Below are 15,431 nucleotides of genomic sequence, written 5' to 3' on the forward strand. Positions count from 1 at the left end.
TTCGTCGCCAGTGTTCATCGTCCGCTGATCACCGAGTAATTCCATGATCCCCAATTCAGGCATCATCCTCTCTGCCGTAATCCGGGGCCTCGCCGTCGACAACTACCCGGATATGGCCCGAGTCGCACAGGAAGCCGAAGCGCTCGGCTTCCGGTCGCTATGGCTGTGTGACCATTTCCTTACCCTCGACACCGACGACTACGTGCGGCAAGTGGGAATTTCCGGCGAGAAAACCGACGAGGAGCCTGCGAGCCGTGGGCAGGTTCCCTCCCTGCCACAACTGGAGTGCTGGACCGCGCTGTCCGCCCTATCCAGGGACACCAGGAAGATCCGACTGGGTACGAACGTCCTGTGCAATCCCTATCGCTATCCGTCGGTACTGGCCAAGATGGCCGCGACGCTCGACACCATCTCCGCAGGCCGGGTAGAAATCGGACTCGGGGCCGGATGGTTTCAGCGAGAATTCGAAGCCTACGGCATCCCTTTCCCCTCAGCCGGTGACCGGGTCACGGCACTCGCCGAATCACTCCAGCTCATCCAGCGTATCTGGGTCGATGAGTACCCGACATTTCGCGGTGAGTTCTACTCGATCGACGGCGCCAGCTGCGATCCACCGCCGGTCCAGCGCCCGCATCCGCCCTTATGGGTCGGTGGCGAAGGTGATCGAGTCCATCGCATCGCCGCCCGTTACGCCGATGGCGTCAACGTTCGCTGGTGGTCGCCCCAGCAATGCGCGGACCGCCGAACCTTTCTCGACCGCGCATGCGAGAAGGCCGGCCGCGATCCCGCCACGCTGCGCCTGTCCGTGACCGCACTCCTGTCTCCCACCGACGACCCCGCGCAACGGGAAAGGACCAAGAGCAGGTTCCGCTCCATTCCAGCGGAAGGGTTGATCGCCGGTTCCCCGGAGGAATGCGCCGAACGTATTCGGGAATATCAGAAGGCAGGAATCCATGATTTCCTTTTCGCCGTTCCCGATATCGCCGATACGGATAATTTACAGGTAGTGGGTGAGGAAATCCTCCGTCACTTCGACGATCCTCCGCAGCGGAACGACCCGGATGGATCGGCGGCGAAACAGTGAAAGAACACTTCGATGACACGCATGAATGATTCGAAAGCAGTGGAAATCGGTGACGAATACCTCCGCCCCACAGCCTATATGAACTCCGACCACCCGATCGTCGCGTCGAAGGCAGCAGATCTCACCGCAGGATGCGTGGAAAACGTAGAGCGCCTCGGCAACATATACCGCTACGTCCGTGACATCCCCTACGACGTTCTCGCGTCATTTCGATATCTGGCCGAGGGTAAGAGCACGGCAGGCGATGTGATCGACAACGGCGTGGCTTTCTGCATGGGCAAGGCGAGCACCTTCGTCGCCCTGTGCCGGGCCACCGGTATCCCCGCACGCGTCGCCTTCCAGACCCTCGACGCACCCCGGATGGAATTCCTCTCCCCCGAAGTACGCCGGCTGTGGGGTGGCCGCAACGGTAGACCGCTCCCCTGGCACTCACTGGGTGAGGCCTTCCACAACGGTCGCTGGCTTCGGCTGGACGCCACCATCGATGCCCCGACCGCGGCACGACTGGGCAGACCGTACACCGTCGAGTTCGACGGCCGAACCGATATTCCGACCGTCGAGGGGGCGGTCATTCGAGAGAACGGCAGTTACGCGGACTATCCACACCAGGTGGCCGAGTGGTACATCCACCTCGCCCGAGAAGTGCTCGCCACCATGGCTGCCGAAGACTCGGAAACCGCCCGCCTACGCCTCGCCGCCGACGATCCGCTCTGGGCCGGCCCTGATCCCGATCTGGTGCGGCAGCACAACTGACCGGCAAGTGGTTACCGAAGGATTCCGAATGGTTCGAAATAGCGGTGTTCACAAGGCAATCGCACCAACCCGGCCGCACTGCCGCGAATCACCGCGATGTCGTCGGCTCGGCCACCGTTGCGCCGAAGAATCGGCCGGAATCACCTGGATCTAGGCGAGAACTGTTGCAGCCGTGGCACTTATTGCCACGGGTCGATGACGGGCACTCCGGCGGCCTCGAACGGCGAGGTGTCGCGGGTGGCGACAGCGAAACCCGCGGCGGCCGCTGTGGCAGCGATCATGCCGTCGAGGGGGGCAATGGCCAAGCCGGTGGCGCGAGCGGTGGACATCAGGCGTGCGTATTCCTCGGTGGCGTCCAGACCGTAGGGCAGAATGCGGCCGGTGAACAGCGGCAGTGTGTCCTTCTCCATCCGCGCGGTCAACAAGTCACGGCGACGGCCTGCGGGCATCGTCGCGATGCCGAACCGGAGTTCGCCGACGGTGACGGAAGTCAGATAGAGGGTTTCGAAGGTCTGGGCGTCGAACCAGGCAAGCACCCGCGGGTTCGGGGCACCACCCATGGGTTCGCTGATGACGTTGGTATCCAGGATGATCACTCGGGGAACTCCATGGGTTCGTGCGGGGTGCGGTCACGGTTGTCGAGCAAGGCGTGTTCCTCCTCGGTCAACGGGTCCTGAGCCCAGATCTCGGCCAGTCGGGTGCCGAGCTTGATCCGCTCGGCGGGCTGCACGGCGTCGGTGAGGATGGCGCGGATCTCGGCCTCGACGCTGCGCTCGTGCGCGGCTGCGCGTTGGCGGATCGCGCGGTGTACCTCATCGCTCAGATTTCGAATCGTCACGTTCTTCATCCGACATCATCTCCTCTCATCTGCCATCATTGATATCGATCTGGAACTTCAACAGTCAATGATGTCAATTAATTCTATCTGATATCACCATGTGTGACGACACCTGCAAAGACCCTCATAGGGGTCGACCATATGGGCCCGATGATTCACAGTGGCGCTGCACCACTGAAGGTCAGCTCCCCCATTCCGGCAAGCTATAACCTGTGCGGCTGAGCAAGACATCGGCAGCTGGAGCCCCATCACGGTTCGAGATGAAGGCGTTCACTCGACAATCGCGCCACCCCCGGGTGCGGAGTGATCATGTGTCCTGGTCCGGCGCTGCACACGCGCGGGGCATCCTCCGGTACCCCAGTCGTACGTGTGCGTTTGCCACTGCGACGGCGAACATGTCCCGGTTACGAACATGGTCAGGACCTACGTGAACATCGATGTAGCCGCCCAACCGGCCCCCGCCTGCTGCCGGAGCGCATATGTTCAGATGCCCCCGGGGAGGTCCGCCATCAGCGCCGTCCGGCGATCCCACGGAAGGGCAGACCCTCGGCTACCGCCCCGGTGTAGCTCTCATGGGCATGCCGTACCGCGTCCGCGAATGCCGCGAGTCCTTCTTCGACCTCGGCGGCACCCGCCGACCACTCGGTACGCGCTGCCCAGTAGGCCGCCAGCACCGCACCGGTCGATGTGGCATCGAGGTCCGCGGCTTTCCGCTCGAGTGCCGCGAGTTGGTCGGCCAGCTCTCCAGCACATCCCGCACATCGACCGCCAACGCCGAGTAACCATCCCGGCACTGGCTCGCGATATCGAATGCCAACCACCCCAACGCTTCCACGTCTTCGGTCGCGATCGACAGTGATGATGCTTCCCCCGCCAACTCTTCAGCCCCCTCTACCGACGAACAGTGCGAACGGCAACGCACCCCAGGTGCGACGGCACCGGAAGCCACGGCTTTCTGACGCCCCCAGCGACCGGCTATGCGCGACCACCATGTGACGACGACCAGCGGATACCCCCTCGGGTCGTCACACAGGTCCGATAGCCTCAGCGGCATGATCACCGGGGAATTGCGGAGCAAGATAGACCGATTGTGGGACGCCTTCTGGTCGGGTGGGATCTCGAACCCGCTGGAGGTGATCGAACAGATCACCTACCTGATGTTCCTGCGGCGCCTGGAACAGCTACAAACCGGCAAGGAACGCAAAGCCACGCGCACGGGCCTGCCGATCGAGGACCCGGTCTATCTCCCCGAGCAGAACCATCTGCGCTGGTCGGTGTTCAAAGAGCTGGATCCGGACGCCATGCTGCCCATGGTCCGCGACGAGGTGTTCGCCTGGCTGCGCGAACTGGGCGGGGAAGAGTCCACCTATTCCCACCATATGAAGGACGCCCGCTTCACCATCCCCACCGCGAGCCTGCTCATCAAGGCCGTCGACATGCTCGACGATATGGAGTTCGGCAGCGGCGACACCAAGGGCGATCTGTACGAGTACATGCTCGCCAAGATCGCCACCGCGGGTCAGAACGGCCAGTTCCGCACCCCGCGCCATATCATCGGGCTGATGGTCGCCATGCTGGCGCCCGGCCCGCACGACGAGATCTGCGACCCCGCCTGCGGCACCGCGGGCTTCCTGGTCGGCGCCGCCGAATACCTCCAGCGCACCCATCCGGATGTGCTGATCGACACCGAACAGAAGCGGCACTTCCACAACAGCATGTTCCACGGCTTCGACTTCGACTCCACCATGCTGCGCATCGCCAGCATGAACATGCTCATGCACGAGGTCGAGCAGCCGGACATCCGCTACCGCGATTCCCTCGCGCAGAGCGTGTCCACCGAGGCCGAGAAATACTCGATGATCCTCGCCAATCCGCCGTTCGCGGGCAGCCTCGATTACGAGACCACCGCCAAGGACCTGCTGCAGGTGGTGAAGACCAAGAAAACCGAACTGCTGTTCCTCGCGCTGTTCCTGCGCCTGCTCAAACCCGGCGGCAAGGCGGCGGTCATCGTCCCCGACGGCGTGCTGTTCGGTTCAACCAAAGCGCACAAGGATCTGCGCAAGAAGCTCGTCGAGGAGCACAAGCTGGACGCGGTGGTGAAACTGCCGAGCGGGGTGTTCAAGCCCTATGCCGGAGTGTCCACCGCGATCCTGTTCTTCACCAAAGGCGATGAGACCGACCACGTCTGGTTCTACGAGGTCACCGCCGACGGCTTCAGCCTCGACGACAAACGCACTCCCCTGCTGCCCGGCGACAAGCTCGGCGCGGCCCCCGGCACCGCCCTCACCGCCGACGAGCACGTCAAGAACAACCTCCCCGATGTGCTCGCCCGCTGGTCCCGCCGCAACGGCACCGAAAGCGACCGCGCCCGCACCGAACAGAGCTTCTGCGTGCCCAAGGCGGATATCGCCGCTCAGGGCTACGACCTTTCGCTCAATCGGTACAAGGAGATCGTCCACGAAGAGGTCGAGCACCGGCCGCCGCTGGAGATCATCGAGGAACTGGAACGGATCGAAGCGGAAATCCAACAGGGGATGTCGGAGCTGAAAGGGATGATCGCTTGACCGAGTGGCGTACCGTCGAATTTTGCGATGCAATCACAGATTCCTCATCCGGGCATCACAAAATACTGCAATCCAACTATCAGAAAAACGGCCTCCTTCCGGTAGTGGATCAGGGTGCTAAATTAATCGCTGGTTATGTAGACGACAGAAGTCTCGCCTATAGCGGGCCGCTTCCTGTCATCGCATTCGGCGATCACACCCGACATGTAAAATACATCGACTTTCCGTTTACCGTAGGGGCAGATGGAGTGAAACTGCTTCATCCGACTCCAATTTTCGAGCCCAAGTACTTATTCCACCACTTACGCTATCTCAATATACCGAATGCAGGATATTCCAGACACTTCAAGTTTCTTAAAACAGCAAAGTTTGTCGCACCACCGATGGATGAGCAACGAAATATCGCACAGGTTCTAGATCAGGTGGACGCGCTGCGAGAAAAGCGCCGGAAGGCTGTCACCCTCCTCGACGAACTCACCCAATCCATATTCCTCGATATGTTCGGCGATCCGATGCAGAACCCTAAGAATTGGCCTGTTGTCCTATTGGAGACGCTGGGCAATCTCGATCGTGGAGTATCGAAGCATCGACCGCGAAATGACCCTAAACTATTGGGCGGGCCGTATCCACTAGTTCAAACTGGCGATGTTGCCAATTCCGGTGGATACATAACTTCCGCAAGCGGAACATACTCAGAAATCGGACTCCACCAAAGTCGCTTATGGCCACAGGGAACGCTATGTATTACAATCGCCGCGAATATCGCGAAGACCGGCATACTCACCTTCGATGCCTGCTTCCCAGATAGCATTGTTGGGTTTACCTCAGAAAATTCGACTGCGGAGTATGTTCGCGGCATCATTCTCTTACTCCAAGAGTCTATAGAGAAACTTGCCCCAGAGTCAGCTCAGAAGAACATCAACCTTAAAACCCTGCGCAACCTTTCCGTTCCACACCCCCCCGCCGAGCTCATAAGAGAGTATGCGCAACGCGTGACAGCTCTCAACGCCACCAAGGCGACACATGAGGCTCAACTAGACCGGTTGAACGCCCTCTTCGCCTCCCTGCAATCCCGCGCCTTCCGTGGCGAACTGTGGCAGCATGAAGCGGAAGATCCAGCAGGGGAAGGGGTTCCGTGACAAACCGCAGTAACTTCGCGTTCCTACAACCGGAATGGCCGGAGTTGTTCGACGAGGCCGTTCGGGCGGAGCGGGCGGCGATGGCCGATCCGCGGGTGTCGTGTTTCTATGCGCGCCGGACGCTGGAGTTGGCGGTGGGGTGGCTGTACGAGGTGGATGACTCGTTGCGGCGGCCGTATCGGGATGATTTGAACGCGCGGATCTCCGAACCGACCATGCGATTGCAGGCCGGGCCGGTGCTTTGCGGGAAGATGGATGTGGTTCGGCGGCAGGGCAATATCGCCGTGCACCGCCAGACGCTGGTGGCGGCGCAGGATGCCGTCAAGGCGGTGAGCGAGCTTTTCCACGTTCTGTATTGGATCGCGCGGAACTACACGCGGAAGCCGGAGCACCGGCCCTCGGACAGCCTGGCGTTCGATACGGCGGGTATCCCGCGCCCAGTTCCTGCCGAGGTGCGGCGGAAGAAGCAGGCCGAGATCCAGCGGATGGCCGCGGATTTCGCCGCGCAGCAGGCAGAACTGGCGGCGCAGCGGCGCAAGAACAAGGAGCTGGACGAAGAGGTTCTACGGCTGCGCGAAGAAGTCAAGGTCGCCAAGGCCGCGAACGCGGCGGTGCCGGACCGGCACGATTACACCGAGGCCGAGACTCGCGCCAATCTGGTCGATCTGCTGCTGAAAGAAGCGGGCTGGGGGCTGGGCGGTAAGGACGACCGGGAATACCCGGTCAGCGGGATACCGACGAAGAGCGGGAACGGGTACGTCGATTACGTGCTGTGGGACGACAACGGCAAGCCGCTCGCCCTCGTCGAAGCCAAGCCAACCACCAAGAGCCCCGATGCGGGCCTGCATCAGGCGTCGCTCTACGCCGACGCGCTGGAACGCGAGCACGGGCAGCGGCCGGTGATCTTCTGCACCAACGGCTACGAGACGCAGATCTGGGACGCGCCTTTCTACCCGCCGCGTCCCGTACAGGGCTTCTACACCAAAGACCAGTTGCGCACGCTGATCCAGCGCCGGGCAGGCCGCAAAGCCCTCGGTGGGCAGACGATCAATGACGAGATCGTCAATCGCCCCTATCAGCACCGTGCCATCCGTCGCATCGCCGAGCATTTCGAGCGGGACAAGCAGCGGCAGGCGCTGCTGGTGATGGCGACGGGCACGGGTAAGACCCGTACCGTGATCGCGCTGGTGGATCTGCTGATCCGCGCGGGCTGGGTGAAGCGTGTGCTGTTCCTCGCCGACCGGCAGGTACTGGTAACGCAGGCGGTGAATGCGTTCAAGGCGCATCTGCCCAATGTGCCGACGGTGAACCTGCTCACCGAGAAGGACACCAGCGCACGAGTCTATGTATCCACCTATCCGACGATGATGAATCTCATCAACGACATCGACGAGACCGAGGAGCGCCGGTTCGGGCCCGGCTACTTCGATCTGGTCGTGGTCGACGAGGCGCACCGCTCGGTGTATCAGAAGTACCGGGCCATCTTCGAGCACTTCGATTCGCTGCTGGTCGGTTTGACCGCAACACCGAAGGACGAGATCGACCGCAACACCTACCGGCTGTTCAACCTGGAAGACGGCGTCCCGACCGATGCCTACGATCTGGACCAGGCCGTCAAGGACAACTGGCTGGTGCCGCCGACCGCCGTCGAAGTGCCGTTGAAATTCCTGCACAGCGGCATCAAATACGACGAGCTGTCCGAGGAAGAGAAGGAACGCTGGGACGAACTGGAATGGGATGACGATTCCGGTGTTCCCGATGAGGTGGACCCGGAGGGCCTCAACCGCTTCCTGTTCAATTCCGACACCATCGACAAGATGCTCGAGGCCCTCATGACCCTCGGCGAGAAGGTCGACGACGCGGAACGGCTCGGCAAGACGATCATCTTCGCCCGCAACAATAAGCACGCCGAGCTGATCGTAGAGCGTTTCCGTGCGCAGTATCCCGACCTCGGGGGCGAGCACACGCAGATGATCACCCACCAGGTGAGCCACGCGCAGAGCCTGATCGACAAGTTCGAAGACCCCGCCAGCGGGCTGCGCATCGCCGTCTCCGTCGACATGCTCGACACCGGCCTCGACGTGCCCGCTGTGGTGAACCTGGTCTTCGCGAAACTGATTCGTTCCAAGACCAAGTACTGGCAGATGATGGGCCGCGGCACCCGGCTGTGCCCGGACCTGAAGGGGCCGAACCGGGACAAGCAGACGTTTCTGGTGTTCGACTTCTGCGGGAACATCGAATACTTCAATCAAGACCTCCCGGTCACCGCGGGCCGCGTGCAGCCGTCCATGAGCGAGCGGCTGTTCCGCGCCCGCGCCGATCTGCTCCGGGATCTCGACGAGCTGGAACAGCCGGGTCTGCGACCGGACCGGACTCCTGAAGAAGAACCGAAAACGGTCGTCGACCTCCGCTGGCAGCTGGCCGACCGGCTACGGGTGGAGGTGGCGAATATGAACCACCGCAATGTGGAGGTGCGCCGCAAGCTGCGCTACGTCGAGGAGTTCAGCGCGCCGGAGAGCTGGGATATCGTCACTCCTGATGTCCGCCTCCGGGTCGACGAACTGGTCTCGCTGCCGAGCCAGTACCAGGATCGCGAGAACAGCCCGGCGGCAAAAAGGTTCGACTATCTGATACTGCGGCTGCAACTGGCCGTGCTCACCGCCGACCCGGTGTACGCGAGATTGCGGGAACAGGTGCAAGAGATCGCGGCGGGCCTGCTCGCACCGACCTTGCAGAACATCACCGCGATCCGGCAGCAGTACGACTTCATCGAAGACGTATCCGGCGAAGCATGGTGGGAGGACGTGACCCTGCCGATGCTGGAAACTCTGCGGCGCCGATTGCGCGGCCTGGTGAAGAACCTTCCGCCGAGGACCCAGCAGATTCCGCTCTACACCGATTTCGCGGACGAGCTCGGCGACATCAAGATCACCGAGGTCAAAGCGCTTGCCGGCAGCGGCATGGGGATGGCGCGCTTCGAGTCCAAGGTCCGCACCTATCTGCGCAACCACGAAGATCAGCTGGCTGTGCAGAAGATCCTGCGCAATAAGCAGATCACCTCCACCGATCTGGAAGAACTCGAGCAGATCTTCCTGGAGAACGGATTCGGCACCGAGGAAGATATCGAGCACGCCAAATCTCAGCACGGCGGGCTGGGATTGTTCCTGCGGTCGCTGGCCGGGCTCAACCCAGAGGCGGTTTCGGCGGCGTTCGCGGAGTTCCTGATCGGGAAGAACCTCACAGCCACTCAGCTGCACTTCCTGGATATGCTGACCGACTCGGTCGCCCGCAACGGCCTCATCGATGTGGGCGAACTGTATGAGCAACCGTTCCGGTCGCTGGCCCCGGAGGGCCCGGAGCAGCTGTTCTCCGATGAGCAAGTCGATCGTATGGTCACCGTGCTGAACAGCATTCGAACGACTGCGATTCCGGAAAGTTCGGTGGCACCACAGGCTGATCGGGTCGCGACCTAGCGTCCGGCGCCGGGAAGTACACGGCGCCAGGGGGTATTCGGGCGGTCCGGAACACGTGTGCAGTGTCTTCAGACGAGCCACGATTTCGGGCCTGGATACTCGTCGAAGTCATCGGGCCAGTCGCTCGGGCCCACTACATTGTCAGCTCTTTTCGTCCGAGGCGATGACGGTGCCGGAGGTGGTGACGGGGGCGGTGGTGGCGGTTGTGAATGCCACTCCCAGAGGAAATTCGGTGAGGCCTTCAGCTCGACCGCTTCCGGTGGTAGCGGACGGGCGAACAGTTCGATCTCGGACCAACGGCATTCACCGGTGCGGACACGCTCGGCGTACGCCCGCAGTTCGGGAGAAGCATGTGGCAGGGCGGCCAGATCGGACATCAGCTCGGCGGTGACCGGTGTCGGCTGCCGCAGGATTTCGGCGACATCCATGCGTTCGGCACGAAGACGGGCGGTTCTCAGATCGTCCACACCGTCCATGACTCGCCGGGCCGCCGCCTCGATCTCGGGATCCAGGTCCGGTTCCCGCATACTGCTCCAGTGCGGGTTCACCCGTTCTCCCAGGGTTGGCCACCCTTGCCGACGTCGTAACTTTCCCTCGGCCGCTCCAGCGTGTGGTTGACCTGGACGATTTCGGTCAGATCCTTACCCACGGCACTTCTTTTGAGGATCGGCTCCAGCTTCTCCTTCAGCTTGTCCGGCACTTTTCCCAATGGATCGGTGATGAACGACAGGAATTCCTTCAGTTTGTTCTTCAGTTCCTCGATCTTGTCGACTATGCCCCGGACCGTCGATACGATCGTGTAGATCTTGTGGCCGAGGTCGATAGCTTCGACGACAAGCCCCAATCCGGGAACCTTTTTGATCACATTCTTGAAAATACCCTTGAGAGTTTTTACCTCGACGTAGTCCTCGAGCATATCTTTGAGCTTGACGAGAGCCGATCGGACGCCCGCCCGGATCTCGTCGGCAACGAGCCCGCAGACGTCGGCGAAAACCCGGCCGACGGGCCCCTCCCACTTCATCGCCGCGATCTGGCGACGCGCCCAATTCTCCTCGAAGGCGATAGCCGCGGCACCGTTCCAGTGCACGCCGACGCGTTCGACGCCGTACTGCAAATTCTTTCCAGTGGCTTCCATCGCGTTTCCGGCGACCTTGTAAGCCTCGCCGAGCCGTCTGAGTTCGTTCCAGTTCCCCTCGATCGGCCGCAGCACCAACCCCAGCGGGTCGACCTCCTTACCAGCCATCCGGGTGACACTTTTGATGGACTCGTTCGTTGTACCCAGCCATGACGCGACATCCGCCAGAAGCGCGGCGGTGTCCTCCCTGTTGACCTGCGGCGGGCTCAGGCTGTAGGACTCCGGTTTGGGATAGGGGACTGGATCGACATATGCCTCGGTCTGTCCGCGCCGCTCCGTATCCGGCCCATACGCACCCGGTATGCCATGGGTGTGCGCGTTGAGTGCCGCGTAATTCTTCTGGTCTTGGTCGTGATACATCCAGGCGGCTTTGTTCAGCTCCGCACCGGTGGTGATATTGTGCGCACCGATCTCATACATATGGCCATACATGACATGATGAACCCTACGAAGAGGGTCCATCAGATCACTGATGATCTCGCCGGTAAAAGATTCCCCCTGCGGAAAACCATTATCGCCGATGAACTTGGCGATACTTATGCTGTCGTGACCGAGTTCGGTCACCAAATTTCCCAGTCCTGCAATTTCGTGTGGACTAGCTTTGAATTTTTCAACCATACGCCTGAACCTCTACACTATTCCTCAGTCTTGCGAAGTGACTTGATAATCGTGTCGACATCACCACTCGACAGCGCCATAGGAAGCCCCACATGGTGTTCGACCATGAGAATCATTACTTCTGCGGTAGCATAGGCAGGGGTAGCGACAATATCGAAATGAGCTCGACTGGGATCGCAACCATTTTTTTTCGGAATATCAGTGACAACAGCTGTATAGCGAACTGCGGGCCTTCCGGAAACTTCGAGTACGAACGGGCCTTGGATCGCAACCTTCGGCTTGCGGCCTGCCTCGTCATCGGAGAAAATCCGTTCCGCCTTGCCAACTTCCTCGCGCGCCACTGTATCGATATCCACTCCGTTGCGCCCGGTGACGCCGACCTCAGCCAGAGTGGACCCCCTGGTATCAGGGCAGTATCCGTATTTGTAACTGCTTACAGCACCGTAGGTAGCGATGTCTCCGCTGTCGTCTGTCCAACCCATGACCGTGCTGTTGCTCGGATACCAACTACTGTCCGACGGCACGCTGTAGCTGAGCCCGAACCGGGTAGGCACCGGCTGCGGCTGCCCCTCGGGCACCTCGGGCATCGGCGGCGGAAACTCCATCGACGGAAAGCCCGGCGGTGGCAGCACCACCGTGGTGCTCGGCTTCGGCAGGGTCGGCGCGGTCCACGGCACCAGTGCATCGTCTGCGGATTTCGTGTTGTCGAGGTACGGATTGCCGACCCAGGCCAGCACCCAGAAAAACGCGAGGAGCGCGGCGATCAGAGCCACGATCCTCCCGAGTGGGGCCAAAACACCGTACCGGTACAGAAGTTTGACGAATTTTATCGGGGCAACGCACCACGAAACGAAGCGTCCACCCCCCACACCGGAGCCCATGTGCCATCACACTACTAGATGCGCCGGATACGAAAACATTTCGAGAAGCTGAAGCCAATTCGTTTGTCTGATGGTGTATTCCACTGGCATTATCCGAGTTCGATTATCGCGCTCGAAGAGTCGATCCAGTGCCGGGACAGTGCGATGACAGCTCACGAGCCGGGGCGGCAGTGGAGCGGTGGTCCTGCGTGTGATCGAGGCGACTGATTCCGTTGCAAGACTGGCTAATTCGGCTTGCGACTGCCTGACCGGTATCTGCTCCGCTTCCGGCGAGTCAGCGTAGGCATCGATGATCGCTGGGGATGGAGCCTGGCAACTCACTGTCTTGCACACCGAATCCGATGTCGACGTGCACATTGATCGACAGGAATTCCACCCGACGCGACGACACGAGCTATTGTCCGATCTGCGCCCGCGACATCATGTCGATCAGCCTGCACCACGGCACGCGCATCGAGCCCATGACGGAACCGCTCGGGAACGGGCTGTCATCGGTAGGGTGAAACCATGTCTACGCCGCAGGACGAGCCGCCGCACCTCGTCTCCGTAGAGGAGTTTCTCGCAGGACCACCCGGTTCCTTTGGTGAGATCCATGACGGTGCGCTGATCACGGCGATGGCGCAGTCTCCTGAACACGATCTCGTAGTCAGGAGACTGGCCGCAGCGGTCGAATACGCGATCGATCCACAAAGCCCCTGTCGGGAAGTGCACAGCGACACCCCGATACGTCTGGCCGATGCCGACCTTCCCGACCCGCATCGGCGGCTGCGGGTCAGGTATCCGGATCTGATCCTGCGCGACTGCACGGATGGCCCGTATGACGTCCAGTACGTCGCCCGCCAGGTTCTGCTGATAGTCGAGGTCACATCGGAGGACACCGTCGACACCGATATCGGCATCAAACGCGAGCTGTACGCCAGGGAAGGCATTCCGGTCTATCTGATCGTGCACTTCGGCAAAGATTGGCAGCGGGTCACCGAGATCGAGGAATGCAGGCTCGACTGGTCGGGCCGACGCTATGTTACGCGGCACACCCACACCGATGCGCTGGTCCTCACCGAACCGGTGAGCATGGCGATCACCTTCGCGGAACTGCAGAGCAGGCTACCGCGACGCAGGTATTGAGTGCCGCACCGTGAGGACTGTGCTTCGCTCTCGCTTCATCCCGGCGGGGGCTCTGTCCAGTGCCTGGGCTTCCGCTACCGAGAACCGGAAACGACGGTAGTGAAATGGTTGCCGAGGCGACTCCGGTAACCACCAATCGACTACCGCCGATCACACATACGAACGAGGGCACGGACTCGAGTGAGTCCGTGCCCTCGTCTCAGTGCTGGAAGAGGCTCACCAGGAGCTCTTGTGCACGCCGGGCAGCTCGCCCCGGTGCGCCATCTCGCGCAGGCAGACGCGGCAGAGGCCGAACTTGCGGTACACCGCGTGCGGGCGGCCGCACCGCTGGCAGCGGGTGTAGGCGCGCACGGCGAACTTCGGCTTGGCGTTGGCCTTGTTGACCAGTGCTTTCTTTGCCATGTGCTCAGTTCTCCTTGAACGGGAAGCCGAGGTGCTTGAGCAGGGCACGGCCTTCTTCGTTGTTGGTCGCGGTGGTTACCACGGTGATATCCATACCACGCGGGCGGTCGATCTTGTCCACATCGATCTCGTGGAACATCGACTGCTCGCTCAGGCCGAAGGTGTAGTTGCCGTTGCCGTCGAACTGCTTCGGCGACAGGCCACGGAAGTCGCGGATACGCGGCAGGGCGATGGAGACCAGCCGGTCGAGGAACTCCCACATCCGGTCACCGCGCAGGGTGACCTTCGCGCCGATCGGCATGCCCTCACGCAGTTTGAACTGCGCGATGGACTTGGTCGCCTTGCGGATCTGCGGCTTCTGGCCGGTGATCAGGGCCAGGTCCTCGACCGCGCCGTTGATCAGCTTGGCGTCGCGGGCCGCGTCGCCGACACCCATGTTGACGACGACCTTCACCACGCCGGGGATCTGCATCACATTGGCGTAGTCGAATTCTTTGTTCAGCGCGTCCTTGATCTCCTCGCGGTAGCGCTGCTTCAGCCGGGGCTGCACCTTTTCAGTCGTGGTCATAATCAGATGTCCTTCCCGTTTTTCCGGGAGATCCGGACCCGCTTGCCGCTCTCCTCGTCGGTCCGGTAGCCGATCCGGGTCGGCTTGCCGTCGGAGTCGACGACCATCACGTTCGAGACGTGGATGGGGGCTTCCTGGGTCACGATGCCGCCCGAGGAGGCGCCGCGCTGGTTGGCGGAGTTCGCGACGTGCTTCTTGATCCGGTTCACGCCCTCGACGAGGACCCGGTTCTCCTGCGGGTAGGCCTGGATGACCTTGCCCTTGGCGCCCTTGTCCTTGCCCGAGACGACGAGCACGGTGTCACCCTTGTGCACCTTCATGTCAGAGCACCTCCGGGGCCAGCGAGACGATCTTCATGAACCGCTTGTCGCGCAGCTCGCGGCCGACCGGGCCGAAGATGCGGGTGCCACGCGGATCATTGTCGGCCTTGATGAGCACGGCCGCGTTCTCGTCGAAGCGGATGTAGGAACCATCCGGACGACGGCGCTCCTTGGAGGTGCGCACGACGACGGCCTTCACCACGTCACCCCGCTTGACGTTGCCGCCGGGGATGGCGTCCTTCACGGTGGCGACGATGACGTCGCCGATACCGGCATAGCGACGCGACGAACCGCCGAGAACGCGGATGCAGAGAATCTCCTTCGCACCCGTGTTGTCGGCGACGCGCAGTCGCGACTCCTGCTGAATCACTTCAGCGTCCTCCTTGACCTGGACGTTTAGCACGCCGGATTACCGACCCGACGGGCATGGTCGGTTGCCGTCCGGACGCGCGCCTGCCAGTGTTCGTTCTGCTCGGTTCGAGTACGTAACCCTCGAGTACCTGATACGGAACCGACCACTGGGGGTTCGCT

Annotated in this window: 16 protein-coding genes; 6 read left to right on the plus strand and 10 right to left on the minus strand. The window is 61.6% G+C overall.

Annotation, left to right across the window (positions count from 1 at the left end):
* Window positions 1-43: 43 nt before the first annotated feature.
* Both ACL02S_RS14700 and ACL02S_RS14705 read left to right on the plus strand, forming a co-directional pair.
* Window positions 44-1,084, plus strand: a complete 1,041-nt coding sequence (locus tag ACL02S_RS14700; protein WP_412802964.1) for an LLM class flavin-dependent oxidoreductase — start codon at window positions 44-46, stop codon at window positions 1,082-1,084.
* A 12-nt stretch (window positions 1,085-1,096) separates the two neighbouring features.
* Window positions 1,097-1,837, plus strand: coding sequence for a transglutaminase-like domain-containing protein (locus ACL02S_RS14705; RefSeq protein WP_412802965.1), 741 nt, complete (start codon window positions 1,097-1,099; stop codon window positions 1,835-1,837).
* Between the two features lie 179 nt (window positions 1,838-2,016).
* Here ACL02S_RS14705 and ACL02S_RS14710 read toward each other — a convergent pair whose 3' ends face one another.
* From ACL02S_RS14710 to ACL02S_RS14720, 3 genes are all read right to left on the minus strand, one after another.
* Window positions 2,017-2,433 carry a type II toxin-antitoxin system VapC family toxin gene (locus ACL02S_RS14710; protein ID WP_412802966.1) on the minus strand — a complete coding sequence of 139 codons (417 nt, stop codon included), beginning with the start codon at window positions 2,431-2,433 and terminating at the stop codon, window positions 2,017-2,019.
* Complete coding sequence (locus ACL02S_RS14715; RefSeq protein WP_412802967.1) at window positions 2,430-2,684, minus strand: FitA-like ribbon-helix-helix domain-containing protein; 255 nt, start codon at window positions 2,682-2,684, stop codon at window positions 2,430-2,432. Before ACL02S_RS14715 ends, ACL02S_RS14710 begins: the two co-directional genes overlap by 4 nt.
* A gap of 500 nt (window positions 2,685-3,184) precedes the next feature.
* Window positions 3,185-3,496, minus strand: a complete 312-nt coding sequence (locus tag ACL02S_RS14720) for a WXG100 family type VII secretion target (protein ID WP_412802968.1) — start codon at window positions 3,494-3,496, stop codon at window positions 3,185-3,187.
* A gap of 231 nt (window positions 3,497-3,727) precedes the next feature.
* Between ACL02S_RS14720 and ACL02S_RS14725 the strand changes: the two genes are divergently transcribed.
* The 3 genes from ACL02S_RS14725 to ACL02S_RS14735 are packed head-to-tail and all read left to right on the plus strand — an operon-like array spanning window position 3,728 to window position 9,851.
* Entirely contained in the window at window positions 3,728-5,239 is a 1,512-nt protein-coding gene (locus tag ACL02S_RS14725; RefSeq protein WP_412802969.1) for a type I restriction-modification system subunit M, read from the plus strand.
* Entirely contained in the window at window positions 5,236-6,378 is a 1,143-nt protein-coding gene (locus ACL02S_RS14730) for a restriction endonuclease subunit S (protein WP_412802970.1), read from the plus strand. The genes ACL02S_RS14725 and ACL02S_RS14730 overlap by 4 nt, the downstream gene beginning before the upstream one ends.
* Window positions 6,375-9,851: a DEAD/DEAH box helicase family protein gene (locus ACL02S_RS14735; protein ID WP_412802971.1), complete on the plus strand. Its 3,477-nt coding sequence runs from the start codon at window positions 6,375-6,377 to the stop codon at window positions 9,849-9,851. The genes ACL02S_RS14730 and ACL02S_RS14735 overlap by 4 nt, the downstream gene beginning before the upstream one ends.
* Before the next feature lie 68 nt (window positions 9,852-9,919).
* Here ACL02S_RS14735 and ACL02S_RS14740 read toward each other — a convergent pair whose 3' ends face one another.
* From ACL02S_RS14740 to ACL02S_RS14750, 3 genes are read right to left on the minus strand one after another with little or no spacing between them, the layout of a single operon-like run.
* Window positions 9,920-10,399, minus strand: a complete 480-nt coding sequence (locus ACL02S_RS14740; protein ID WP_412802972.1) for a hypothetical protein — start codon at window positions 10,397-10,399, stop codon at window positions 9,920-9,922.
* Window positions 10,396-11,604: a hypothetical protein gene (locus ACL02S_RS14745; protein WP_412802973.1), complete on the minus strand. Its 1,209-nt coding sequence runs from the start codon at window positions 11,602-11,604 to the stop codon at window positions 10,396-10,398. Before ACL02S_RS14745 ends, ACL02S_RS14740 begins: the two co-directional genes overlap by 4 nt.
* Before the next feature lie 17 nt (window positions 11,605-11,621).
* Window positions 11,622-12,377: a DUF8017 domain-containing protein gene (locus ACL02S_RS14750; RefSeq protein ID WP_412802974.1), complete on the minus strand. Its 756-nt coding sequence runs from the start codon at window positions 12,375-12,377 to the stop codon at window positions 11,622-11,624.
* Between the two features lie 615 nt (window positions 12,378-12,992).
* Here ACL02S_RS14750 and ACL02S_RS14755 point away from each other — a divergent pair.
* Complete coding sequence (locus tag ACL02S_RS14755; protein ID WP_412802975.1) at window positions 12,993-13,610, plus strand: Uma2 family endonuclease; 618 nt, start codon at window positions 12,993-12,995, stop codon at window positions 13,608-13,610.
* Between the two features lie 216 nt (window positions 13,611-13,826).
* Here the strand turns inward: ACL02S_RS14755 and ACL02S_RS14760 are convergent, their stop codons facing one another.
* The 4 genes from ACL02S_RS14760 to rplN are packed head-to-tail and all read right to left on the minus strand — an operon-like array spanning window position 13,827 to window position 15,270.
* Window positions 13,827-14,012 (minus strand): type Z 30S ribosomal protein S14, encoded by a 186-nt coding sequence (locus tag ACL02S_RS14760; RefSeq protein ID WP_014981705.1) that lies wholly within the window; start codon window positions 14,010-14,012, stop codon window positions 13,827-13,829.
* A gap of 4 nt (window positions 14,013-14,016) precedes the next feature.
* Complete coding sequence (gene rplE, locus ACL02S_RS14765; RefSeq protein WP_280479617.1) at window positions 14,017-14,580, minus strand: 50S ribosomal protein L5; 564 nt, start codon at window positions 14,578-14,580, stop codon at window positions 14,017-14,019.
* 2 nt (window positions 14,581-14,582) lie between these two features.
* Window positions 14,583-14,900 (minus strand): 50S ribosomal protein L24, encoded by a 318-nt coding sequence (rplX, locus tag ACL02S_RS14770; RefSeq protein WP_412802976.1) that lies wholly within the window; start codon window positions 14,898-14,900, stop codon window positions 14,583-14,585.
* A 1-nt stretch (window position 14,901) separates the two neighbouring features.
* Window positions 14,902-15,270, minus strand: a complete 369-nt coding sequence (gene rplN, locus ACL02S_RS14775; protein WP_412802977.1) for a 50S ribosomal protein L14 — start codon at window positions 15,268-15,270, stop codon at window positions 14,902-14,904.
* Window positions 15,271-15,431: the final 161 nt, after the last annotated feature.

It is taken from the genome of Nocardia spongicola, assembly GCF_047200775.1.
GTDB lineage: Bacteria > Actinomycetota > Actinomycetes > Mycobacteriales > Mycobacteriaceae > Nocardia.

Bases quoted from the DNA above. Each gene is read 5' to 3' on its own strand.
- ACL02S_RS14705 (WP_412802965.1), top strand. From the start codon at position 1,097: ATGACACGCATGAATGATTCGAAAGCAGTGGAAATCGGTGACGAATAC.
- ACL02S_RS14745 (WP_412802973.1), bottom strand. From the start codon at position 11,604: ATGGTTGAAAAATTCAAAGCTAGTCCACACGAAATTGCAGGACTGGGA.
- ACL02S_RS14700 (WP_412802964.1), top strand. From the start codon at position 44: ATGATCCCCAATTCAGGCATCATCCTCTCTGCCGTAATCCGGGGCCTC.
- ACL02S_RS14760 (WP_014981705.1), bottom strand. From the start codon at position 14,012: ATGGCAAAGAAAGCACTGGTCAACAAGGCCAACGCCAAGCCGAAGTTC.
- rplE (WP_280479617.1), bottom strand. From the start codon at position 14,580: ATGACCACGACTGAAAAGGTGCAGCCCCGGCTGAAGCAGCGCTACCGC.
- rplX (WP_412802976.1), bottom strand. From the start codon at position 14,900: ATGAAGGTGCACAAGGGTGACACCGTGCTCGTCGTCTCGGGCAAGGAC.
- ACL02S_RS14755 (WP_412802975.1), top strand. From the start codon at position 12,993: ATGTCTACGCCGCAGGACGAGCCGCCGCACCTCGTCTCCGTAGAGGAG.
- ACL02S_RS14725 (WP_412802969.1), top strand. From the start codon at position 3,728: ATGATCACCGGGGAATTGCGGAGCAAGATAGACCGATTGTGGGACGCC.
- ACL02S_RS14715 (WP_412802967.1), bottom strand. From the start codon at position 2,684: ATGAAGAACGTGACGATTCGAAATCTGAGCGATGAGGTACACCGCGCG.